At 61.0% G+C, this 20939-nt stretch carries 25 protein-coding genes; 6 read left to right on the top strand and 19 right to left on the bottom strand.

The genetic code is table 11. From position 1 onward, the window contains the following. Positions 1–73: 73 nt before the first annotated feature. Positions 74–382 carry a hypothetical protein gene (locus AB4Y97_RS06600; RefSeq protein ID WP_441998219.1) on the bottom strand — a complete coding sequence of 103 codons (309 nt, stop codon included), beginning with the start codon at positions 380–382 and terminating at the stop codon, positions 74–76. Between the two features lie 548 nt (positions 383–930). Between AB4Y97_RS06600 and AB4Y97_RS06605 the strand changes: the two genes are divergently transcribed. The 4 genes from AB4Y97_RS06605 to AB4Y97_RS06620 all read left to right on the top strand — a co-directional run bounded on the left by AB4Y97_RS06605 (position 931) and on the right by AB4Y97_RS06620 (position 4186). Then, positions 931–1338, top strand: a complete 408-nt coding sequence (locus AB4Y97_RS06605; RefSeq protein WP_441998220.1) for a hypothetical protein — start codon at positions 931–933, stop codon at positions 1336–1338. Positions 1339–1567: 229 nt separating this feature from the next. Beyond that, positions 1568–2536, top strand: a complete 969-nt coding sequence (locus tag AB4Y97_RS06610) for an ABC transporter ATP-binding protein (protein WP_441998221.1) — start codon at positions 1568–1570, stop codon at positions 2534–2536. Beyond that, on the top strand, positions 2533–3294 hold the full coding sequence (locus AB4Y97_RS06615) for an ABC transporter permease (RefSeq protein ID WP_441998222.1): 762 nt from the start codon (positions 2533–2535) through the stop codon (positions 3292–3294). The genes AB4Y97_RS06610 and AB4Y97_RS06615 overlap by 4 nt, the downstream gene beginning before the upstream one ends. Before the next feature lie 115 nt (positions 3295–3409). Next, positions 3410–4186, top strand: a complete 777-nt coding sequence (locus AB4Y97_RS06620) for a GntR family transcriptional regulator (protein WP_441998223.1) — start codon at positions 3410–3412, stop codon at positions 4184–4186. Between the two features lie 2 nt (positions 4187–4188). Here AB4Y97_RS06620 and AB4Y97_RS06625 read toward each other — a convergent pair whose 3' ends face one another. The 5 genes from AB4Y97_RS06625 to AB4Y97_RS06645 all read right to left on the bottom strand — a co-directional run bounded on the left by AB4Y97_RS06625 (position 4189) and on the right by AB4Y97_RS06645 (position 9811). Continuing rightward, a complete protein-coding gene (locus AB4Y97_RS06625; protein WP_441998224.1) occupies positions 4189–5718 on the bottom strand; it encodes a tripartite tricarboxylate transporter permease in 1530 nt (509 codons plus the stop codon). 4 nt (positions 5719–5722) lie between these two features. Continuing rightward, positions 5723–6226, bottom strand: coding sequence for a tripartite tricarboxylate transporter TctB family protein (locus tag AB4Y97_RS06630; RefSeq protein WP_441998225.1), 504 nt, complete (start codon positions 6224–6226; stop codon positions 5723–5725). A 125-nt stretch (positions 6227–6351) separates the two neighbouring features. Continuing rightward, on the bottom strand, positions 6352–7302 hold the full coding sequence (locus AB4Y97_RS06635; protein ID WP_441998226.1) for a Bug family tripartite tricarboxylate transporter substrate binding protein: 951 nt from the start codon (positions 7300–7302) through the stop codon (positions 6352–6354). Between the two features lie 112 nt (positions 7303–7414). After that, on the bottom strand, positions 7415–8347 hold the full coding sequence (gene prpB, locus AB4Y97_RS06640) for a methylisocitrate lyase (RefSeq protein WP_441998227.1): 933 nt from the start codon (positions 8345–8347) through the stop codon (positions 7415–7417). Positions 8348–8359: 12 nt separating this feature from the next. Next, positions 8360–9811, bottom strand: a complete 1452-nt coding sequence (locus tag AB4Y97_RS06645) for a bifunctional 2-methylcitrate dehydratase/aconitate hydratase (RefSeq protein ID WP_441998228.1) — start codon at positions 9809–9811, stop codon at positions 8360–8362. Positions 9812–10120: 309 nt separating this feature from the next. Between AB4Y97_RS06645 and AB4Y97_RS06650 the strand changes: the two genes are divergently transcribed. Together AB4Y97_RS06650 and AB4Y97_RS06655 are read left to right on the top strand one after the other, a co-directional pair. After that, positions 10121–10945, top strand: a complete 825-nt coding sequence (locus tag AB4Y97_RS06650) for an ATP-binding cassette domain-containing protein (protein ID WP_441998229.1) — start codon at positions 10121–10123, stop codon at positions 10943–10945. Next, on the top strand, positions 10902–11732 hold the full coding sequence (locus AB4Y97_RS06655; RefSeq protein ID WP_441998230.1) for an ABC transporter permease: 831 nt from the start codon (positions 10902–10904) through the stop codon (positions 11730–11732). The genes AB4Y97_RS06650 and AB4Y97_RS06655 overlap by 44 nt, the downstream gene beginning before the upstream one ends. A gap of 49 nt (positions 11733–11781) precedes the next feature. On the opposite strand, the gene AB4Y97_RS06660 is transcribed toward AB4Y97_RS06655, so the two are convergent. The 13 genes from AB4Y97_RS06660 to AB4Y97_RS06720 are packed head-to-tail and all read right to left on the bottom strand — an operon-like array spanning position 11782 to position 20911. Beyond that, positions 11782–12270 carry a hypothetical protein gene (locus AB4Y97_RS06660; protein WP_441998231.1) on the bottom strand — a complete coding sequence of 163 codons (489 nt, stop codon included), beginning with the start codon at positions 12268–12270 and terminating at the stop codon, positions 11782–11784. Between the two features lie 15 nt (positions 12271–12285). Then, positions 12286–12627, bottom strand: coding sequence for a hypothetical protein (locus tag AB4Y97_RS06665; protein ID WP_441998232.1), 342 nt, complete (start codon positions 12625–12627; stop codon positions 12286–12288). Beyond that, positions 12624–13484: a hypothetical protein gene (locus tag AB4Y97_RS06670; RefSeq protein ID WP_441998233.1), complete on the bottom strand. Its 861-nt coding sequence runs from the start codon at positions 13482–13484 to the stop codon at positions 12624–12626. The genes AB4Y97_RS06665 and AB4Y97_RS06670 overlap by 4 nt, the downstream gene beginning before the upstream one ends. Continuing rightward, positions 13450–13890 (bottom strand): hypothetical protein, encoded by a 441-nt coding sequence (locus AB4Y97_RS06675; protein WP_441998234.1) that lies wholly within the window; start codon positions 13888–13890, stop codon positions 13450–13452. The genes AB4Y97_RS06670 and AB4Y97_RS06675 overlap by 35 nt, the downstream gene beginning before the upstream one ends. Further along, complete coding sequence (locus AB4Y97_RS06680) at positions 13887–14447, bottom strand: hypothetical protein (RefSeq protein ID WP_441998235.1); 561 nt, start codon at positions 14445–14447, stop codon at positions 13887–13889. The genes AB4Y97_RS06675 and AB4Y97_RS06680 overlap by 4 nt, the downstream gene beginning before the upstream one ends. Continuing rightward, on the bottom strand, positions 14444–15496 hold the full coding sequence (locus AB4Y97_RS06685) for a hypothetical protein (protein ID WP_441998236.1): 1053 nt from the start codon (positions 15494–15496) through the stop codon (positions 14444–14446). The genes AB4Y97_RS06680 and AB4Y97_RS06685 overlap by 4 nt, the downstream gene beginning before the upstream one ends. Then, positions 15493–16206, bottom strand: a complete 714-nt coding sequence (locus AB4Y97_RS06690) for a type II secretion system protein (protein ID WP_441998237.1) — start codon at positions 16204–16206, stop codon at positions 15493–15495. Before AB4Y97_RS06690 ends, AB4Y97_RS06685 begins: the two co-directional genes overlap by 4 nt. Then, positions 16203–16595, bottom strand: coding sequence for a PulJ/GspJ family protein (locus AB4Y97_RS06695; RefSeq protein WP_441998238.1), 393 nt, complete (start codon positions 16593–16595; stop codon positions 16203–16205). Before AB4Y97_RS06695 ends, AB4Y97_RS06690 begins: the two co-directional genes overlap by 4 nt. Then, positions 16582–17028 carry a type II secretion system protein gene (locus tag AB4Y97_RS06700; RefSeq protein WP_441998239.1) on the bottom strand — a complete coding sequence of 149 codons (447 nt, stop codon included), beginning with the start codon at positions 17026–17028 and terminating at the stop codon, positions 16582–16584. Before AB4Y97_RS06700 ends, AB4Y97_RS06695 begins: the two co-directional genes overlap by 14 nt. Then, positions 17003–17461, bottom strand: a complete 459-nt coding sequence (gspG, locus tag AB4Y97_RS06705; protein WP_441998240.1) for a type II secretion system major pseudopilin GspG — start codon at positions 17459–17461, stop codon at positions 17003–17005. The genes AB4Y97_RS06700 and gspG overlap by 26 nt, the downstream gene beginning before the upstream one ends. 20 nt (positions 17462–17481) lie before the next feature. Then, a complete protein-coding gene (locus tag AB4Y97_RS06710) occupies positions 17482–18711 on the bottom strand; it encodes a type II secretion system F family protein (RefSeq protein ID WP_441998241.1) in 1230 nt (409 codons plus the stop codon). Then, positions 18708–20417: a GspE/PulE family protein gene (locus tag AB4Y97_RS06715; RefSeq protein WP_441998242.1), complete on the bottom strand. Its 1710-nt coding sequence runs from the start codon at positions 20415–20417 to the stop codon at positions 18708–18710. The genes AB4Y97_RS06710 and AB4Y97_RS06715 overlap by 4 nt, the downstream gene beginning before the upstream one ends. Continuing rightward, positions 20414–20911, bottom strand: a complete 498-nt coding sequence (locus tag AB4Y97_RS06720) for a prepilin peptidase (protein ID WP_441998243.1) — start codon at positions 20909–20911, stop codon at positions 20414–20416. Before AB4Y97_RS06720 ends, AB4Y97_RS06715 begins: the two co-directional genes overlap by 4 nt. Positions 20912–20939 lie beyond the last annotated feature (28 nt).

Genomic DNA, 20939 nt, shown 5'->3' on the forward strand with positions numbered 1-20939 from the left:
GTCCCTCCTGGCAAAACGCTTCTTGATTACTCCGTCCGGATAAGCTTGATCCGCACGCATCTCCTCCGGCGTATCAACGGCACTCACGACCCGCCCTGCGCATCGCCGCCGTGACGCCCTTGAGCGAGAAGGTGTAGCTGGTCCTGTTCCCGCGCTTCGAGACGGCCTCGACCGTCATGATCCGTCCCTTCATGAGCGCAGCCATGAACTCGCCCTCGCGCTCCTCGCGGCGCAGCCAGGCATAATGCCCGCGCGGGATCATCGTGAACGGCGTGTCGTCCACAAAAACCCGAATGGCCTCCGGGGCAAAATCATAACCCGTGCGAAGGCTCGCCTCGCTGCTGGCCTTAGCGTGATTGCGATGACGGATAGCAAAACTCACCCGTCCATGGTCAAGGTTGTCAGGTTTTTTCGACAACGTCTCCGCATAGATATAACAAACCCTCGTCTTTCCCTCGTAAGACGACCACGCGCTCCAGCTTTCGAATGTTCCAAGTGTCTTGATATCTTGGGCAAGAACACGGGCTCCGGAGAGAACAACGAGGGCAAATGCTATAACGGCAGATCTCATCATCCAGTGAATACTCTCTTTCGTGTTATGGGGAGGCGAGGACACTTTCAGCGGGAAGTTACCGTTGCGTTAAGGCATCACCTCGGGTTCCAGAGCGAGATGACCTGTCGATCTGTGCGGAAGCTCAATGAGGCGAAGACGTTAGGGCCGATGCGGCCGGCAGCCCATGGGATGCCTCACGACATCGTGCTCGACCCTTCGCTGCGGATCTCGACGTCATGAGACCGTTGCTTCTCCGGCCTTTCGATGAACCCGAGCAATTGTGACAGGCAACGGCAAAGCTTTGGACCGAGCGCCCTGCCGGTGCCCGAAAGTCACCACACTCGCCCTCTAGCCCCTGCGGCAAAGAGGAGTTTGCGATGATCAACGGTCTTTCCGGCCTGGCCCCGGTCGCGGCGGCATTCTTCGTGGCGGCATGCGTGCTCTGGCTTGTCTGGCGCGGGTTCCGGCGTCTTCTGCAGTCGCCGGGTGCCGATCGTCAGGAGCCGCAATTCACCGTTCAGGTCGAATCCGGCCAAGCTCGCCGGGAGCCTGCGCTCGGACCAGCACAAGCGACAGCGCCTTCAATCCCCGACGCGGCTGATGTCCTGGCGCTCAAGGCCAGCATCGATGCGTTGACGAAGCAGATCGCGGCCTTGGAGAAACGCCTGGCTCCGGCCAATTCGAATATTCCCGCGACGGATGGCGCCCCTCCGGCCGCTGCCAGGACGAGGCAGATCGACGCCCTCTGCGAAGTGCCCCTCATCGTGCCCGAACGGCGACGCTGACCGGCCGCCCCTGAAGCACGTCGGAAATGCCAATCGCCAGGGATGGCGCCGGGGGTTGCTGAATCCCGACCCAGGCCGTAAATCCGTTGCGCATCCGCTAGCCGATTGAAGCGGCCAGCGGATGCTCTACGTCAGGCAATTCTGCGCTCTGTAAAAGGGTGAAAGATCGCCTGTCTTTTGCGAAGGAAATCCCCTTCGCAAAAGACAGGCTTCAGGGAAAGGTGGCTGCATGAAGCCGCTCGACGACAGGCAGACACCACGGCCCGCCTCACCGAATGCCGTCATTTCGGTCTCGCAGCTCAGCAAGACCTACGCATCCGGCTTTCAGGCCTTGCGGAATGTGAACCTGGATATCCGCCGCCAGGAGATCTTTGCCCTGCTCGGCCCGAACGGCGCCGGCAAGACCACCCTGATCAGCACCATCTGCGGCATCGTCAACCCCAGCAACGGCACGGTGCTGGTCGACGGCCACGACATTATCCGCGACTATCGCGCCGCCCGGGCGAAGATCGGCCTCGTCCCGCAGGAACTCTCCACCGATGCCTTCGAGAGTGTGTGGGATACGGTGAAGTTCAGCCGCGGCCTGTTCGGCAAGTCTCCGAACCCCGCCTATATCGAGAAGGTGCTCAAGGACCTGTCCCTCTGGGACAAGCGGAACACCAAGATCATGGCCCTCTCGGGCGGCATGAAGCGCCGGGTGATGATCGCCAAGGCCCTGTCGCACGAGCCGGAGATCCTGTTCCTCGACGAGCCCACCGCCGGCGTCGATGTGGAGCTGCGGCGAGACATGTGGGAGATGGTCCGAGGCCTGCGCGAGAATGGCGTCACCATCATCCTGACCACCCACTATATCGAGGAAGCGGAAGAGATGGCTGACCGGATCGGGGTGATCGACAAGGGCGAGATCATCCTCGTGGAGGACAAGGCCGTGCTGATGCAGAAGCTCGGCAAGAAGCAGCTCACGCTGCAATTGCAGAGCCCGCTCCACGCCCTGCCGCAGGAACTGTCCGCCTATCAGCTCGAACTGTCGGCGGATGGGACGCAGCTCATCTACACTTTCGATGCGCAGAGCGAGCAGACGGGAATCGCGGAACTGCTGCGGCGTCTCGCCGAGCATGGCATCGATTTCAAGGATCTCCACACCACGCAAAGCTCGCTGGAGGAAATCTTCGTCAGCCTGGTGGGGACACGCGCATGAATTTCTATGCCATCAAGGCCATCTACATCTTCGAGCTGGCGCGCACCTGGCGCACGCTTCTGCAGAGCATCGCCTCCCCGGTCATTTCGACCTCGCTTTATTTCATCGTGTTCGGCTCGGCCATCGGCGCGCGCATAGCCCAGATCGACGGCGTCAGCTACGGCGCCTTCATCGTGCCGGGCCTGATCATGCTCTCGATCCTGACCGAGAGCATCTCCAATGCCTCGTTCGGCATCTACATGCCGAAATTCACGGGCACCATCTACGAAGTCCTGTCCGCGCCGATCTCGGCATTCGAGATCGTCATCGGCTATGTGGGCGCGGCGGCCACCAAATCGATCATCCTAGGGCTCATCATCCTGGCGACCGCCCGGCTGTTCGTCGATTTTTCCATCGCCCATCCTTTCTGGATGATCGCCTTTCTCGTCCTGACCTCGGTGACGTTCAGCCTGTTCGGCTTCATCATCGGCATCTGGGCCGACGGTTTCGAGAAACTGCAGATCGTGCCGATGATGATCGTCACGCCCCTCACATTCCTCGGCGGCAGCTTCTATTCCATCAGCATGCTGCCGCCGCTCTGGCAGAAGATCACCCTGTTCAACCCCGTGGTCTATCTGGTCAGCGGCTTCCGCTGGAGCTTCTACGGCGTCTCCGATGTCGCCGTCGGCGTGAGCCTCGGCATGACATTCGTGTTCATGGCCCTCTGCCTCGCGGCGATCTGGTTGATCTTCAGGACGGGCTATCGGCTCAAAGCCTGATTCCGGGATGCCCGTCGAACAAACTTTTACATTATCCCTCCCAATTCAATGACAGGGTTTTTATATTGTCGGCGTAAGAGGCCGGCGGCGACGGTGCGCGCGAGGAGCATTCTTGATGAAGTCAGCCAAATTCAATGCGTTGGCCTCGCGCAATATCCATCCTACTGCCAAAAGTGTCGACATGCCGAAGGGCGCGGATATGGATGATGCGGCGGATGAAACCGCTGCGACCGGCCTCGCGACCCGGCTCTATGAGGATCTGACGGCTGCTATCCTGGCCGGCGATCTGGCTCCCGGCGCGAAGCTCAGCGAGCCCGCCATCGCGCGCAGTTTCGGCGCCAGCCGCGCGCCCGTGCGCGAGGCGATCCGCCGGCTTCAGGAGCGCGGCCTCGTCACCTATGTGGTCAATCAGGGCGCGCGCGTCTCGCAGCCGAGCGCGGAAGAGTTCCTCGCCTTGCTCGACGTCCGCGAGGCCATCGAGGGCATGGCCGCGCGCCTTGCCGCCGCGCACATGACTGACGAAGAGATCGCCGCGCTGGAGCAACTGGTTGCCGGGCATCGCGGCGAAATCGACCGTAATCCGCTCGGCGCCTATCTTCAGGACGATCCGGAGACCGACTTCCACATGCGTATCGCCCGAGGCAGCCGCAACCCGATCCTGGCCGAGCTGCTATGCGACCAGTTCTATCCCCGCCTGCGGCTGTGCCGGCGTCTACACCGCACGGTACAGGGCCGTGGCCGCGAGGCATGGAAGGAGCATCTGCGCATCACCGAGGCGATCCGCCAGCGCGACGGCGAACTCGCCGAGATCCTGATGCGCCGTCATATCCGCTCCGCCCGCGCCGCACTCCAGACCGCGCTCGCCGGCGGCCCCGGAGATCGACCCGCCTGATTTCATTTCGCCTCGACACCGACCGCCGGTTCGGCCTCGGACGATTCCGCGGCAGTGCGCAACCGGCGCAGCAGCAGCGGCAATAGCAGCACCCCCGCCGCGATTGCGAGCAGCCCCGCCGAGATCGGCGTGCTGACCAGCACGGTCCAGTCGCCCTGGCTCACCGCCAGCGCGCGGCGGAGCTGGATCTCCGCCTGGGGCCCCAGGATCATCCCGATCAAGGCGGGCGCGATGGGAAAGTCATAGACCCGCGCCACATAGCCGACGAGTCCGAGCCCGCACATCAACGCAAGATCCATCCAGGACGTGGAGATACCCCACACGCCGACCATCGCGAAGACCACGATGCCGGCATAGATGTAGGGACGCGGGATCAGCAGCAGCCGCACCCAGATTCCGACCAGAGGCAGGTTGAGGATCAGAAGGATCAGATTGCCGATATAGAGCGAGGCGATCAGCCCCCAAAGCAGATTGGGGTTGGTGGTGAAAAGCAGAGGACCCGGCTGCAAGCCGTAATTTTGGAAAGCGGCGAGCAACACGGCCGCCGTCGCCGTCGAAGGCAGGCCGAGGGTGAGCAGCGGCACGAGAATGCCCGCCGCAGCCGCATTGTTGGCGGCCTCCGGACCCGCAACGCCCTCAATGGCGCCACTTCCGAACTGCTCCGGATGGGGGCTCAGTCGCCGTTCGATGGTGTAGGACAGGAAGGTCGGAATTTCGGTGCCGCCCGCCGGTAAGGAGCCGATCGGGAATCCGATCAGGCTGCCGCGCAGCCAAGGCTTCCAGGACCGTTTCCAGTCCTCGCGGGTCATCCACGAGCCGCCCGACAGCGGGTTGAGTATTGCGGGAACCTTTGCGTATCGGCTCGCGACATAGAGCGTCTCGCCGACCGCGAACAGTGAGACCAGCACGACCGTGAAAGAGACACCGTCGAGCAGTTCGAGCGAGCCGAACACCATGCGGGGCTGGCCGGTCTGCGTATCGATGCCGATGGTGCCGAGCGCGAGGCCGAGAAACAAAGCCGCGAAGCCGCGCACCCGCGACGTGCCCATCACCACCGCGACGGAGGTGAAGGACAGGATCATCAGCGCGAAATAATCCTCCGGCCCGAAAATGAAGGCGAGTTCGGCGATGGCCGGGGCGAGGAAGGTAAGTGCGAGCGTGCCGATGGTGCCGGCGATGAAGGAACCGATTGCCGACGTCGCCAGTGCCGCCGCGCCGCGCCCCGTCCGCGCCATGCGGTTGCCTTCGATGGCGGTCATCACCGATCCGCTCTCGCCGGGCGTATTGAGCAGGATCGAAGTGGTCGAGCCGCCATAGAGCGCGCCGTAGAGAATTCCCGCGAACATGATGAAGGCGGATTCGGGTGCCACCTGCGCCGTCACCGGCAGCAGCAGCGCGATGGTCAGCGCGGGCCCGATGCCGGGCAATACGCCGATGGCCGTGCCGAGTGCGCATCCAACCAGCGCCCAGAACAGGTTGATCGGTAGCAAGGCGACGGCGAAACCGCCGATGAGCTGGTTCAGCGTGTCCATTGTATCACCTGACAAGCGGCAGGAATGCGCCAAGATCGATGCCGAGTTTCGAGAACCCGAACCAGGAACCGGCTCCGATCATCATGCCGACGGCGAGGTCGAAGACGGTACGCCGCGATCCGAAGGCGTGCGTCACCAACGTGAAGGTCAGCGCCGCCGTGATGGGGAAGCCGAGGGTCCGGATGGTGACGAGCGGCAGGCCGATCCCTGCCAGCGCGAGCAGAAAAGCCTTTCGCGACGGTGGCGCATCCGCGTCGGCACCTTCCTCCTCCTGCGGACGGAAGTTTTCACCACGCGCCACTTGAAGGATCAGCAGAACCCCGATCAGGGCAAGTCCGGCACCAACCGCGCCGACCATGGCCGCGGGGCCCATGCCGACATATTTCGTCGTCGAGGAAATTCCGCTCGCGCCGTGAAGCCAGATCCCGCCCATGGCGAGAACGGCAATGCCGATCCACCAGGGGCGTCCCAGGCGTGGTCGGATGGATTTCTCGTCGGTGCTGAGCATGGTGTCGATCCTGGATGCTGACGCCCCACCGCTCTCCGGTCATGTTGCCGGAGGCATTTCGAGGCGCTGAAAGGCATGGATGCAGTACCGGGCCTGCGCAATGCGGCAGGCCCGGTATAAGCCGCTCAATTGAGGATGCCGACTTCCTTCAGCACCTGGGACCACTCGGCCTTCTCCTTCTTCAGGAAGGCGGAGAACTCATCGCTGGGGAGATAGGCGTCTTCCCAGCCCTGGGTCTTCAGCGTGGCCGCCCAGATATCGGTCTTGCGCAATTTCTCGAAGCGCTCGGCCCAGAGCTTGCGCCCGGATTCGCTCATGCCCGGCGCGCCGACGATGCCGCGCCAGTTGCCGATCTCGATCGGAATGCCGGCTTCCTTGAGCGTCGGCACGTCGAGCCCTTCGAGGCGGGTCGGGCCGGACACGGCGATGATGCGGATGCGGCCGGACTGGGCGAACGGACGGAACTCGGACGCCCCGGAGATCGCAGCCTTGATCTTGCCGCCGCCGAGCGCGGCCAGAATCTCGCCGCCCGAGAAGGCGACGAAATTGATCTTGTCGACAGGTGCACCGGCCTGTTTCGCCAACAGGGCGAGCATGACGTGATCGACGCCTCCCGCAGAACCGCCACCGACCGACAGCGCGGTCGGATCGGCCTTCAGCGCGGCGAGGAAGTCCTTCGGAGTCTTGATCGGCGAATCCGCCGGCACGGCGATGGCGTTGTACTCGTTGGTGAGCCGCGCGAGCGGCGTGGTGTCGTCGAGCGAAACCGGCGTCTTATTGGTGATGACGCCGCCGACCATGATCACGCCCGTGACGAGCAGCGCATTGTCGTCGCCCTTCGCGGTGCGGACGAATTCCGCAAGCCCGATGGTGCCCGCGGCACCGCCCTTGTTGGTGAAATTCACCCCGTCGGTGAAGATCTTGGTCTGGTTGAGAGCCGCCATCGTCTGGCGTCCGGCACCATCCCAGCCGCCGCCGGGATTGGCTGGGATCATGACCTTCGCCGTATCGGCGGACGCAATCCCCGTCGTCAATGTCAGGGCTAAGCCGCCCGTGATCAGAAGTCTCTTGAACATGTCGTTTCTTCCCTCTGGCCATTGGATTATTCGCTGCTGCCGGACCATCCGTCAGCTGGCATTGACTGCCGCTCTTGTGGCGGCTTGATTGGGCAACGGCGCGATGCGCCGTTCAAACAGTCTCTTTATGCTGCGGCATTCCCATCGGGATGACCGTCTTCACGATGGAGGCATCGAGCGCCTCGTACTCGGCGAGCCTGATCAGATCGTAGAGTTCGGCGCGCGTCTGCATCTCTTCGATCATCTTGTGTGTGCCGCCGTCCCGGCGAATGGCTGCATAGAGTTTGGCCTGCGCCTTGTTGGCGACGCGCAGAGCCGAGACCGGCCAGATCACCATGCGATAGCCCATTGCCTCGAATTCCGACGCGGTGAAGAAAGGCGTGCGGCCGAACTCGGTCATGTTGGCGAGAAGCGGCACGCCCGGCATGCGCTCGGCGAAGGCGCGAAACATCTCGGCGGTGGTGAGCGCCTCGGGGAAGATCGCATCCGCCCCCGCTTCAAGATAAAGCCGGGCGCGCGCGACCGCTCCGTCCAGCCCCTCGCTCGCCGCCGCATCGGTGCGCGCGATGACATAGAGGTGGCGCCGGGCCTTCACCGCCGCCGCCACCTTGGCGGCCATGTCGTGAGCGTCGGCAAGCTTCTTGTCGTTGAGGTGCCCGCACTTCTTCGGCAGCAGCTGATCTTCGATATGCACCGCGCCCGCACCCGCATCCTCGAAAGTGCGTACCATGTGCATCACATTGAGCGCCTCGCCATAGCCGGTGTCTCCATCGACAAGCGTCGGAAGCCCGCTCGATCGCGCGAGTTGACGGACGAAGAAGGCGACCTCGTCGACCGTGATGATGCCGAGATCGGGGAGCCCCATGGAGGCCGTCATCGCAGCGCCTGACAGATAGAGCGCCTGAAAGCCCGCCGCCTTGGCCTGGAGCGCCGCCATGCCGTTATGCGCACCGGGGATGGAGAGGATGCCACCCGCCTCCACCAGCGCACGAAACCTTTCGCCTGCCGGCACAGAAGGAAGATCGGAACTCACCAGATATGGCATGCCGCCTTCTCCTCATCTCGCGTAGAGATCGACATAGTCGTTCACCGGCATCGCCTCGAGCCGCGTCTGGTCGAGCGAGACATCCAGGATCTGGCGTTGGCGCTTCTCGACGAAACGGCGAGCAAGATTGGTGCGGAACTTCGCTTCGAGCAGCGGGATGCCGTCGGCGCGCCGCCGCTTGTGACCGATGGGATATTCGACCACGAGTTCCGGCAGCACGGTGCCGTCATTCAGCGTGATGGTCATCGCGTTGGCGATGGAGCGCTTTTCCGGATCGTGATAATCCCGCGTGAAGGCGGGATCCTCCACGCACTCGATCTTGGCGCGCAGCGCGTCGATGCGCGGATCGGCGGCCACCGCATCCTCATAATCCGACGCGACGAGACGCCCGAAGATCAGCGGCACGGCAACCATGTATTGAATGGTATGGTCGCGATCGGCAGGATTATGCAGTGGACCGCGCTTGTCGATGATGCGGATGCAGGCTTCGTGAGTGCGGATCCTGATCGACGCGATATCGGCCGCGCTACGCCCCATGGCGGCGAGTTTCTCATGGAAGGCCATCGCCGCTTCCACGGCCGTCTGCGCATGGAACTCGGCCGGATACGAGATTTTGAACAGCACGTGCTCCATCACGTAGGAGCCGTAGGGCCGCTGGAACTTGAAGGGCTGGCTACGGAAGGAGACGTCGTAGAACCCCCAGGTCTTCGCGCTGAGCGCCGAGGGATAGCCCATCTCGCCGGTCTGGGCGATCAGGGCGAGACGCACGGCGCGGCTCGTCGCGTCGCCAGCGGCCCAGCTCTTGCGCGAACCGGCATTCGGCGCGTGGCGATAGGTACGCAACGCCTGCCCATCGACGAAGGCGAGGGAGAGCGCATTGATGATCTCGTCGCGATTGAGACCGAGCATCCCCGCGACCACGGCGGTCGATGCCACCTTGACCAGGATGACGTGATCGATGCCGACCTTGTTGAACGAATTCTCGAGCGCAAGGCAGCCCTGGATTTCGTGGGCCTTGATCATGGCGGTCAGCACGTCGCGCATGGTCAGCGGCGCGCGGCCGGCGGCAACCGCGTTGCGCGACAGCCAGTCGGCGACGGCGAGAATGCCGCCGAGATTGTCGGACGGATGCCCCCATTCGGCGGCCAGCCAGCAATCGTTGAAATCGAGCCAGCGGATCAGCGTGCCGATATTGAAGGCCGCCTGGATCGGGTCGAGCTGATAGGGCGTGCCGGGCACGCGCGCGCCGTTCGGGACGATTGTTCCCGGCACCACCGGCCCGAGCAGCTTGGTGCAGGCGGGATATTCCAGCGCCTCGAGACCGCAGCCCAGCGTATCCAGGAGGCAGTTGCGCGCGGTCTCGTAGGCCAGAGCGCTGTCGACGCGATAGTTCAGCACATAATCGGCGATATCGACCAGGACGCTGTCGGGCGCCGGGCGCTCATTATTGGTGAAGCTAGCCATGACTCTACCGGATCGTCCCCTTGTTCAATGTTCTCGCACCTCGGAGCCTTGGCGCCTTGGCGCCCTAAGGTCAACTATATGTCGACACTTTTACCTATTAAAACCAATTCATCAAGAATTTTATCGCCGTTATTCCACAATATGTCGACATTTATCTGAAACTTCGTCGCATGAAGAGACCAACGACCTTTCGAAAGGGGCGCCTTTCGGCGAGGATCGCCATGGCCTGCCTGCCGTTTGACAAGGGTCAATGCCCGGCGGGTCGGCCCGGCTTAACCTGACAAGATCATTCCGGGAGGAAAGAAGGTCTTGCCGCTCTCCGGCTGCGGTTCCGACGAAGCGGGCATCATTGAATCGGATGTCCTGACACGGCGTTTCGGCGCGCTCACCGCCGTCGACGGCGTGTCGCTTCATGTCCTGGCACGCGAAATCTTCGGTCTCATCGGGCCGAACGGCGCGGGAAAGTCGACCCTCATCAAGATGCTGACGACCCTGCTGCCGCCAAGTTCAGGCTCCGCCCGAGTTGCCGGCTTCGACGTGGTGCGTCGTCCGGGGAATGTGCGGGCGCATATCGGATACGTGCCCCAGCTCCTGTCGGCGGACGGCGCGCTCACCGCCTACGAGAACCTGCTGCTTTCCGCCCGTCTCTATCTCATTCCGCACAAGGAGCGCGAGGAGCGGATCGCGGCGGCCCTCAAGCTGATGGACCTCGAAGATGCCGCGCACCGTCTTGTCGCGGGCTTCTCGGGCGGGATGATCAGAAGGCTCGAGATTGCCCAGAGCATGATGCATGAGCCAGCCGTCCTGTTCATGGACGAGCCGACGGTCGGCCTCGATCCGGTCGCGCGCCGCGCCGTGTGGGACCATGTGCGCCGGCTGCGCGAGGAGTTCGGCACCACGATCCTGCTCACGACCCATCTGATGGACGAGGCGGACGAGCTTTGCGACCGTATCGGCGTGCTGCATGCGGGCCGCCTGCAGGAGGTCGGTACGCCGCAGGAGCTCAAGGCACGGATCGGCCCCGATGCGACCCTCGACGATGTGTTCGCCCAGATTACCGGCACCGAGATCGTCTCCGGAGGATCCTATCGTGACGTCAGACAGACCCGCGCCAGCGCTCGCGCTCATTCGTAGATCCTCCCCGCTGACCTTGGGAGCCGGCTACCTTACTCAGGTCTATGCGGTCGCCGATGCCGAAATCCAAAAGCTCCGGCACGATCCGAGCGAATTGTTCACGCGCGCGCTTCAGCCGGCGATCTGGCTCCTCCTTTTCGGGCAGGTCATGGCTCAGGTGCGAGGCATCGCGGGCGGAGGCCGCTACCTCGATTTTCTGGCGCCTGGCATTCTGGCCCAGAGCGTCCTGTTCGCGGCTATCTTCTTCGGAATCGCCGCGATCTGGGAGCGCGACCTCGGGGTGCTGCACCGCTACATGGTCAGCCCGGCGCCCCGGAGCGCAATCGTCCTCGGCAAAGCCGCCTCGTCCGCCGTGCGCGGGCTTGCTCAGGCGGTCATCGTCTATCTGCTTGCGGTCTTCATGGGAATCGACGTGACCTTCGCGCCGGCCAATATTGCCGGCGTCGCCATCTTCATCGCGATCGGGTCCGCGCTCTTCTCCACTTTCTCCCTCATCATCGCCTGCATCGTGAAGACCCGGGAACGCTTCATGGGCATCGGCCAGGTGCTCACCATGCCGATCTTCTTCGCCAGCAATGCCATCTATCCCATCGATCTGATGCCCGGATGGCTCAAGGCGATCTCATCCGCCAACCCGCTGACCTATGAGGTGGACGGCCTTCGCACCCTCATGCTGACCAACGGCACGACGCAATACGGTCTCGGCTTCGACTTCACCATTCTGGCCGCCGTCACCGCGCTCCTCGTGTCCATCGCAGCCCACATGTATCCCCGCCTGACCAGATGAGGCGGGCAGCATGATGGGACGAACGGGATCCCCCTCGCCCCTTCATGTTTTAGCCGCGCAGCGATTTCGCCGGAGGCGTCGGCTCTCCCAGAGACAGTATCAGCCGGTTGGCCCCGTTGAAGAACGCGGCTCCGTTGATCACGTCCACGATTTCCAGATCGTCGGGCCCGACCTGCCGCAATCGCTCGATATGCTGCGCTCCGAATGCGGCGGGCGCGTCGGTCAATGCGGCGGACGAGGCGATGATGGCGGTGTCGTGGCCCTGATGGGCGAGCTTTGCGGGTCCCCAATTGTAGTCTTTGCGCGCCGTCAGCGTCAGTTCGCGGCCAAGCGTTTCGCTCGCTACGACGAAGGAGCCGGATCCGGCGATCTTCGTCGCATCGCCCAGCGCCTCGAAAGGAAACGCCAGCGTTACCGGCGAAACAAGACTGGAACGGATGACGGAGGTTCCTTGCAGGAAGCTCGGGGACGGTTCCTTGAAGAAGAATCTAACCGTGAGCGGATCGATCACTTCACTGCGGTCGTAATTGTTGATCACTTCCGAATTGACCGCTCACGATTCCGCGATCCATGGCTCGATTTTGAGCGTCTGCGAATTCTGATAGATCAGCTTGTCGGTGATCTGGTTGAGCCCGCCGCCATTCGGATAAAACTGCCAGCCGGCGGATAGAGCTTCGTGTGCCTGCTCCAGATAGATCAATGTGCCGCCTTTGACGGGCGCATCATTCTGCCCCGCCGCGAAGGCGACACTCGTCATGGCCGTTGAGACTGACCGGGAATAGAGCTCAAGTCCTTCTTCAGTAAGCCGGAAATCTGGGGGAAATGGGAGCAGAACACGCGATTTCACGATTAACGGCTGTTTGCGCAACGAAGCCGCAAACTTTGTGAACATCAATCCGCAACGTCTCGCCAGAATACGACCCAAACAACACGGGTCGTAGGATTGTATGTGAGGAGGGCTTCCCGCCGAGCCGTCGCGCCCTCGATCGTCACTTCAGCCCGTGCGCGATAAATTGGGCGGTTTGCACCAAGAAGGTGACCAAATCGGGCAATGAAGGGAGACAGTTCGTCATAGGCTCTGTGTTCTCTTGCCCGTTCAAGGAGTTCCGCTTCGCCTTCTTGCAGACCGGGCAAGTGGCGCAGCACAACCGAAGGGGCGAACCGCGGGTCGACGCCGCGAAGACTCGTCCAGACGGTGAAGGCGGCTTCGATATCACGGGCAAGAGGGCCTGCACGATCATTAGGATCAAGGAGGCCACGTGCGGTCTCCAAATCCTGACGGGCGCGACGCATCGCGGACAACCGCTGCACGAGCCGATCAGCCTTGGCAGTATCACGAACGACAGCGTGCAATATGTTGACGATGAGCTCCGGATCACCGGAATTCAGGTCGACCTTCCCGGTTTCGGGGATAAGCGAGATGAAGATATCTTGGCCTGCAAACCGCCACCGTGTCGGCCTGGATCTGTCGAGCAGGCTTGCCAAGAGCTGATCGTCCGTAGCTTCTAGAGCTGCAATGGCGCGGGTCAGCCCTGCATCTGCAAGGGCACCTGCCTGCACGAGCCGACGCTCGATGGCGACATTCGCGCGATCCGCACGAACTGCCATAGTCAGCCCGATCATAAGAGAGGACACGACTCCGATGACGAGCAATACTGAAAGCAGCACAAAGCCGCGCGAACGCATATCGTTCTTGCAGGACTTCCCAAGCAGCTGCTCAATGAGAATCTGTCTGCGGATCCAGCAAAACATCTCTATTCTGCTCTGCATGAGTTAGGCGAATCATGCGCGGGGCGATCATCGTAACCTGCCATTCATTTAAATGAGCCCCCTCCTCAACCCGTATGGCAGCTCCGTCACGCTCTACCACCGCGACCCTCTGCCCTTCGGTCAGAATAATGCCCAGAAGCCGAACCTTTGGATCAACGCCGATGTCAGGTGATGGATTGTCTGCCTCAACTTGCAACGGTCGGGCTCGAAAGAGGGTGCGGGCGAATTCGGGTTGCTCGGGCCATGAGACAAGGGTCGGCAAAGACAATGAATCCACTTTGAGAATTGATCGCGAAGGTTCGGTGAACCGAACATCACCCAAAGGCAGGCAGAAAGCCGCTGCAAGTACCATATTGATGGTGATGAGGAGGATACGCAGCAATCTCACGGTTTAGATCTCCCGGCAGCCGGAATATCTCGATAGACCAGGATCGATGTCGACAAATCGAGCATAAGCGCCTCGCTTTCAGCCCGATATGCAGATCTCTGGGCGATCCGAAGATGCTCCAGAAAAACAGTAGGACTTCCGGTCTCCAGCGATTTCACGAAAGAGCCGACGCTTTCGTCGCCGACAACAAAATGCAAGTTCCCACGCAAGATAGGCAGCTTGCCCCCTACCGTATCCGTGACAAGGGAAATCGACAGTACCTCCGCCCGATGATCCTTAGCGACAGAACGGATAAAGGACTCCAGGCGTAACGTAGCATCATTGTCGCCCGCGACCAAAAGGCCGGCCTGCGGATCGGGGGCCGCAGCGAGCATCTTTCCAAGGGTATCGACATCACGCGGATCGAGGCGCCGTGCTCGCAGTTCGGAGAGGCGAACCTGCATGGATGCAAGCGCGGTGTGCCTTTCCACCCACATACTCACCAGCAAGGCGAGCCCTCCTCCGGCTAGAAGCAAGACGGCAGCCATGAGAAAGACAAATCGTCGCGATTGGTTCAAGAGCCCTTCCTCACAAACTTGAAGGTTACGCTTATGGAGGGCGGAGCCAGCATCGACTCGATTTGCGGGTTATGAATGATCGAAATCCCTCGAAGCACCTGCAGGATCACATCCGGATCGCCACCAGACAAACCAATCCGCCCCTGCCCGCCTCCAAGCTCGAGTGCTTGGACGAAGATGTCATTCGGCAAGTGCCGGGCAAGAGAAGCAAGAAGCTCATTTGCGCTGATCTCTTTTGCACGTCTCTCGGATACCGCCGTACGACGCGCGCTAAAGGAGGCATAGGCCGCTTTCAGCGTCTCCTCTTGACGTAGTTGCACAAGCTCCGATCGAATCGCACTTTCAGTTTCTTCAAGCCTGCCGGAGAGAATCATAATCTGAAAGACGCAAAGAAGAAGAGCGAGGATAATGGCGCTTGATGCCAGCGCTCCATTAATGAGCCATGTCTGTCGTAGGCGAGCCAATTTAGGTGTTGGGAGTGCCACGAAACGGCGCGATGCGGAATCGAGGACAAGCCTGTCTGCGGCAAGGCCGGCCGCATCTAGCTTCATGAGAAGAGGATCAAGCTTAGACCGCAAGGCATAATGAAGGCGCACCACGGCCTGTGCTCCATCAATCCGCTCTACGCTTCCATCGATATACACATCATTAGCCTGGAATGGGCTCCACGTTGGAAGTCCATATGCAATAGCATCAGCTAGATTCGTGAGCGCCGCTCGCGGAAGCCTTACGCTATGCGAGAGTGTAAATTCGAGCGGCAGCTCAAGGTCGACAGGTCGCTCGCGCGCAACGCGGGCAAACTGCCGAAGCGTAGCTTCTGGCTGCCAATGACCGGCTTCTTCTTGCCAATGGACTTCGGAATTTCTCTGCAAGCCCGAAGGGACAAGAACAGCCGTGAACCCTCCCTGCACGATCCGTACCGTGATATGCGTTGCGCTCGGCCGCAGGATGCGCTTGAGCGCGGGCGGAAGGGTTTGGATCCCCAGATCCACCTTCTCCAAGGCAATGAAGTAAAGCCGCAGAAGCCACGTCCATGAGGAGGCGTTCATCCACTAAGCCTCAGATTTCTTGATAACATATGACCTGAACGAACGACTGGTCTTCGCTCGTTCCAAGCATGCTCTAAGGTGCAGCCGATCTGCCGTGGATTGCGTAGACATGTAGCCGGAAAATCCGCCTGCATGGGAATTACGATCACGCGCGCAATCGAAGCCGGAGCGAAGCGTAAAGATAACCGCAGGGCTCTCAGGGGCCCATCCTCAGCGCGCCATCGGGAGCGCCAAGTCGCGTCCGGCGAATTCGTCTGAAGCGGAAGATAAGCGAAGGTACTATCGGATATATTCTGCGCAACAATCTCTTGTCGCCCCTCCCCCCCTTCGTCGGTCCATGTGAGGACTATGTCCGATACTGCGCTCTGCCCCTCCCTACGCAGCGTAAACACTGCCGATCGAGGCAGGCCAAGTATTGGTGGGCCAACCGACAGAACGGTAAACTCGCGCTCATTGCCGAAGCCCCCTGAGCGAATGGGCGCACCTGGCACGAACGCAGGAGCACCAGCTACGAGAATACGCAGGATACGTTCCACCGCGAGCACACTCTCATGCTCCCGGATACGTCGTTCAGTCTCGGCGCTATTACGTTCTAGAAATGCCAGAAGACCGACGAGGATTGACCCGGCAAGCCCAGCCACAGCGATAGCAACGAGGAGTTCGACGAGGGCGAACCCTGCCTTGTCGGCGGTATGCTGTCTAACGGTCATCTTGCCGCTTTCCTGAGCGTGAAGACGTCGACCAAAGATTGCCGAAGCAAGCCATGCTGCAGGCGGACATGGACCTGTAGCAGCGGCGAACGCTGTCTGTTTTCGAAGCCCCCGTCTGGTTTGAACGACGAGATGAAGATCGACCAAGTCTGGCCATCTTCGAAAGTTCCGGACTGCGTTCCAACCTCAAGCGGGAGGTCGCGACCGACCCGTGCAAGGAGAGTCCGTACATGCAAAGCTGCGGAGAGATCGGCATCGGCATGAGCCTGTGCTCGCCGGTTCGTTGCAATAAGCGTCATCACGGATGCGGTTACACCTGCCAAGATCGTGAGAGCGACAAGCGCCTCAAGCAATGTGAAGCCAGCGCGGAGTCTCTCAGCGTTGAGCATGACGGATCGATCCGGTTAGCCATTCGACACGGCGGATGGACGAGTATGCTCCCACGCGGATGGAAATTTCCGCTCCGGATCCAGTACCGTCGGGCAGAAACGTGATGAGAGGCGAAGCATCCGCCTGCCTGCCATGAGTAAGAGCCCATGTCGCTCCGGATGGTAAAGCGCGCCATGCAGTGTCCTGGAGATGATAACGTCCCGTACTTACGTCAAACTCCACCCAATGCATGCGCCCCTCGCGCCGGGCCTGCCCGCGGAGATCGGCAAGCATATTCTCGAGCCAGGCGCCGGCTTGCGCGAGCTTCGCTCGATCGCGCGCATTCGGCAGACCGAGTGCCGCCGCCATTCCGGCAAGCGACAGGATTGCCAGCACGACGAGCACTTCCAGCAATGTGAAGGCCGCCTCAGCGTTCGGTCCAGCTCGCCACATCACGCTTCTCGTTCTCACCACCGACAACGCCATCGGCCCCTAAGGTGGAAAGGTCATATTCCCCGTGCTCACCCGGCGATTTGTATTGATAAGGGCGGCGCCAAGGATCAGTTAGAATATTTCTATTCCGGAGATATGGACCGCGCCAACTGTCGAGGCTGGCGGGTCTATCGAGCAGGGATTGCAATCCCTCGCTTGTGGACGGTGGACGGCCGACATCGATCCGGAACAGATCAAGAGCAGTCATCAACTCTTGAACCTGGAGCCGCGCCATATCGGTTTTCGCGCGGCCGAGATACCCCATGAGCTGGATCGATCCGAGCGTCGCAAGAAGCCCGAGGATCACCATCACCACAAGAATCTCAAGGAGCGTCATCCCATGGCTATCAACGCAGAAACGGCTCCATATGCGATGGGCAGCGGAGACGTTCAAAGGATGGGGACGAGTTCTGGTCATGGGCTTATCAGTTCATTAATGCCGAGAATGGTCGACAGCATGGCGTAGACGATAGCGCCCGCCAGAGCGCCGAAGCCTATCGTTAGAAGTGGCGTCAGCATGGCCGTCAGCGCTTTCAACTGCCGCGTGGCGCGTGCTTCATGCAGGGTTGCCGTTCGCTCAAGAGCCTCGGCGAGACGGCCGGTCCTCTCTCCGACTCGGATCAGGCTGATAGCGTCCTCGCCGAACACGCAACTCGCCGCGATTGCATCACCGATCGATGCTCCAGAGACGATGGATGAGTGTGCCGCCTCAAGGCCAGCGCGCATATGACGGTTGCCGATCGTATCGAGTGAGATCCGTATTGCGGCGGAGACAGCCACTCCCCCGGCCAGAAGAGATCCGAGAGTGCGAACGAAACGACCCGTTTCGATCACTCTGATCAATGCTCCGACAAAGGGCGTCCTCAGGATGAATGCATCGAGTCGCATGCGTCCGGCAGGCATCAGAAAGAAGAACGAGAAGCCAATTGCCAATGCAGCAGTGATAACAGCTAGCGCAGCTCCGTAATCGCGCAGGATGTGACTGACGACGAGAACCAGACGCGTAGCCGTGGGTAGCCTCTCCACTCCACCTTCGCCAATCAGGCTCTCGATGTTAGGCACCACGACGAGCAGAAGCACCAGAACCCCCGCAGTCGCGGTAATAAGGAGGAACAGAGGATATAGGAGCGCATTTCGAACTTCCTCTGCGAGCGCCCGGCGAGCCATCAGATTATCCCCAAGGCGCCTAAGGGTCGGCCCGAGATCGCCGGCTGTCTCCCCGGCCTGGACAAGGGCCCGGTATGCCGGCGGGAATGAGTCCGGAAACCGGCTCAATGCGTCATAGAGCACCGTACCCGTCTTGACCGCCTCCCTGATGGCGGAAAGCACCCGTCGGGTGTCGGATCGGCCGGTACGCCCGAGGAGCGCCAAGCTCTCCTCTACAGGAATGCCTGCTTCGACGAGTCCAGCCCATTCCTGGGACAAGCGGGCCAACTCCGCAGATCCAACGGGTGGCCGCAAGGCCACATCCCGGTTGAGCATGATCCAGAGGGAAGAAAATCGCGAGGGCTTTCCGATACGAATAACGTACAGACCACGCCCATGCAGAGCAGCCAAGGCTTCCTGTACGGAATCGGCCTCGATCATGCCGTCGCGCGTCTCGTTCCCTTTTGTCGCCGCTAGAAACCGATAGCTTGGCATCATACCGATCCGATGACGCGGATAAGCTCGTCCATGCTGATGAGTCCCCCCGCGACTTTCGCAAGGCCGTCGTCCAGCATGGTGCCAAAGCCATTAGCCCGTGCGTCCTGAGATAAGGTCGCTTCGTCAGCCTGGCGCAGCAGGTGCGATCGCAGCGTGTCCGTCATCGGCAGAAATTCGGCAATAGCGATGCGGCCTGAATGGCCCGACCCGCCACAAGCCGCGCATCCTCGCGACCGGAAGCAGGTCTCGCTTGAAAGCCGCTCGCCCCAGAGATCTCGAAAGAATGGCTCGATCGGGTGAGCTTCACGGCAGAATTGACACAGCCGCCTCGCCAACCGTTGCGCCATCGATGCCCGGACCGTCGAAGCAAGAAGGTAAGGCTCCACCCCCATATCGATAAGCCGTGGCAGGGCAGCCAATGCATTATTGGTATGAAGGGTTGCGAGCACCAGATGTCCCGTCAGAGCCGCTTGGTTTGCAATAGCTGCAGTCTCACTGTCGCGAATCTCGCCGACCATGATCACATCCGGGTCCTGCCGAAGGACTGCACGGAGGGCACCAGCAAAATCGAGACCGATCTTTCGATTGACCTGGATCTGATTAACGCCCTCGAGTTGGTACTCGATCGGATCCTCGACAGTGACTATGTTGAGCTCCGGTGACGCGATCGCTTCAAGGGCCGCGTAGAGGGTTGTGGTTTTTCCCGAACCGGTCGGCCCCGTAACCAGCAGGAGTCCATGCGTTTGCGACAGAGCGCTGCGAAGGGATGCAACAAGTGGCCGGGACAAACCGAGAGCTTCGAAATCCAACGCCACGTGCGACCGATCCAGAACACGCAGCACGGCACCCTCGCCGTTCAAATGCGGCATGGTGGAAATCCGAAGATCGATTTCGCGTCCCCTCCATGGTACCCGAATGCGTCCATCCTGCGGCAAGCGTCGTTCCGCAATGTCGAGGCTTGCCATGATCTTCAGCCTGGAGATGATCGCCGCGTGGAGATGCGACGGGGGTGCATCCGCATCCTGTAGAAGTCCATCAACGCGATAGCGCACGCGAATGCCCGTGCGTGTACCGGAAATGTGAAGATCAGACGCCTTCCGTTCGATGGCCTGGTCGATCAGACGATTGACGGTCCGGATCACGGGGGCATCGCTTGCCAGATCCCGAAGCCGTTCCACATCCAAATAAAGGCCTGTCCCAATGTCGAGACCGTGCTCGGGCTCGAGCTGCTCAGCGGGAGCTTGATAAAGACGCGCGAATGCGGTCGCAAAATCCCCTGTGCGCGCCAGCATACGGACGACTGCAAGGCCAGTCTTCTCCTCGATAGCAGCAGGACTGAACCGATCCAACGGATCGATAATTGCGAGATAAAGCGTCCCTGAATCGATCTTAATCGGCATCGCCTTTACGTGATCCAGGAACGATGCAGCCAATGTCCCGATCAGGAGAGGTTCCTTCGGATAATCCTCAAGTGCCGCGATTTTCAGCCCTGTCACGACAGACCACGCTTCGGCGAGCGCGGCATCGGCCACAAGACCCAGCTTGTTGAGCGCGCGATCATGGCGCTCACCGCTTTCCGCCGCGGCTCGACGTCCTCGTTCCAAGGCTTGAGCCGTCAGGGCCCCATTCTCAACGAGCGCACTTAATGCGCGCTCTACCAGCATTTCATCCGGCTCGGGAGAGGCGCAATCGGGAGCGGCTGTCATGGAAGACCAACCCACGGGGCAAGACCCGCCGCTTGAGAGCCCCAGACCGCCAGAGTTCCGGCGCATAAGAAGGGACCGAATGGAAGCGGCCTCCGCTGATCGAGATGCCCTTTCAGAATTCCGCGAAACACGGCGAAAAGGAGCGCAGTGAGGGATGAGACCAGCAGGAGCGGAGCAAGTCCTTCCCAGCCAACCCAGAGCCCGGCCCCGGCCATGAACTTTACGTCGCCAAGTCCGAGCCCATCCTGCCCCCTGATGCTTCGATAGCCCGATCGAAATGCAAGGAGTGCCAGGAATCCAACCCCACCACCGATGATCGACGAGGAAAACGACGACGTCTTCAAGAGAATCGCAAAGGCCAATCCACCTCCGGCATTCACGGCATTCAATGCATTCGGAATGACCAGGCTGCGAGCATCGACAATTGAGATCGCCAGCGAAACCGCAACGAGGTAGAGCGCCGCGAGCGATAAAAGAGTGCCATCATCTGCCACGTAAAACTCACAAGTCGCTGGCTATCTC

The sequence above is a fragment of the Microvirga sp. 2TAF3 genome, from assembly GCF_052114965.1.
GTDB lineage: Bacteria > Pseudomonadota > Alphaproteobacteria > Rhizobiales > Beijerinckiaceae > Microvirga.

Excerpts from the sequence above, each read along its gene's own strand:
- prpB (WP_441998227.1), bottom strand. The coding sequence starts at position 8,347 with ATGCCATATCTGGTGAGTTCCGATCTTCCTTCTGTGCCGGCAGGCGAA.
- AB4Y97_RS06645 (WP_441998228.1), bottom strand. The coding sequence starts at position 9,811 with ATGGCTAGCTTCACCAATAATGAGCGCCCGGCGCCCGACAGCGTCCTG.
- AB4Y97_RS06710 (WP_441998241.1), bottom strand. The coding sequence starts at position 18,711 with ATGATGCCAAGCTATCGGTTTCTAGCGGCGACAAAAGGGAACGAGACG.
- AB4Y97_RS06630 (WP_441998225.1), bottom strand. The coding sequence starts at position 6,226 with ATGCTCAGCACCGACGAGAAATCCATCCGACCACGCCTGGGACGCCCC.
- AB4Y97_RS06635 (WP_441998226.1), bottom strand. The coding sequence starts at position 7,302 with ATGTTCAAGAGACTTCTGATCACGGGCGGCTTAGCCCTGACATTGACG.
- AB4Y97_RS06690 (WP_441998237.1), bottom strand. The coding sequence starts at position 16,206 with ATGACCGTTAGACAGCATACCGCCGACAAGGCAGGGTTCGCCCTCGTC.
- AB4Y97_RS06715 (WP_441998242.1), bottom strand. The coding sequence starts at position 20,417 with ATGACAGCCGCTCCCGATTGCGCCTCTCCCGAGCCGGATGAAATGCTG.
- AB4Y97_RS06620 (WP_441998223.1), top strand. The coding sequence starts at position 3,410 with ATGAAGTCAGCCAAATTCAATGCGTTGGCCTCGCGCAATATCCATCCT.
- AB4Y97_RS06670 (WP_441998233.1), bottom strand. The coding sequence starts at position 13,484 with ATGTTTTGCTGGATCCGCAGACAGATTCTCATTGAGCAGCTGCTTGGG.
- AB4Y97_RS06685 (WP_441998236.1), bottom strand. The coding sequence starts at position 15,496 with ATGAACGCCTCCTCATGGACGTGGCTTCTGCGGCTTTACTTCATTGCC.
- AB4Y97_RS06700 (WP_441998239.1), bottom strand. The coding sequence starts at position 17,028 with ATGTGGCGAGCTGGACCGAACGCTGAGGCGGCCTTCACATTGCTGGAA.
- AB4Y97_RS06625 (WP_441998224.1), bottom strand. The coding sequence starts at position 5,718 with ATGGACACGCTGAACCAGCTCATCGGCGGTTTCGCCGTCGCCTTGCTA.
- AB4Y97_RS06695 (WP_441998238.1), bottom strand. The coding sequence starts at position 16,595 with ATGCTCAACGCTGAGAGACTCCGCGCTGGCTTCACATTGCTTGAGGCG.
- AB4Y97_RS06610 (WP_441998221.1), top strand. The coding sequence starts at position 1,568 with ATGAAGCCGCTCGACGACAGGCAGACACCACGGCCCGCCTCACCGAAT.
- AB4Y97_RS06605 (WP_441998220.1), top strand. The coding sequence starts at position 931 with ATGATCAACGGTCTTTCCGGCCTGGCCCCGGTCGCGGCGGCATTCTTC.
- AB4Y97_RS06615 (WP_441998222.1), top strand. The coding sequence starts at position 2,533 with ATGAATTTCTATGCCATCAAGGCCATCTACATCTTCGAGCTGGCGCGC.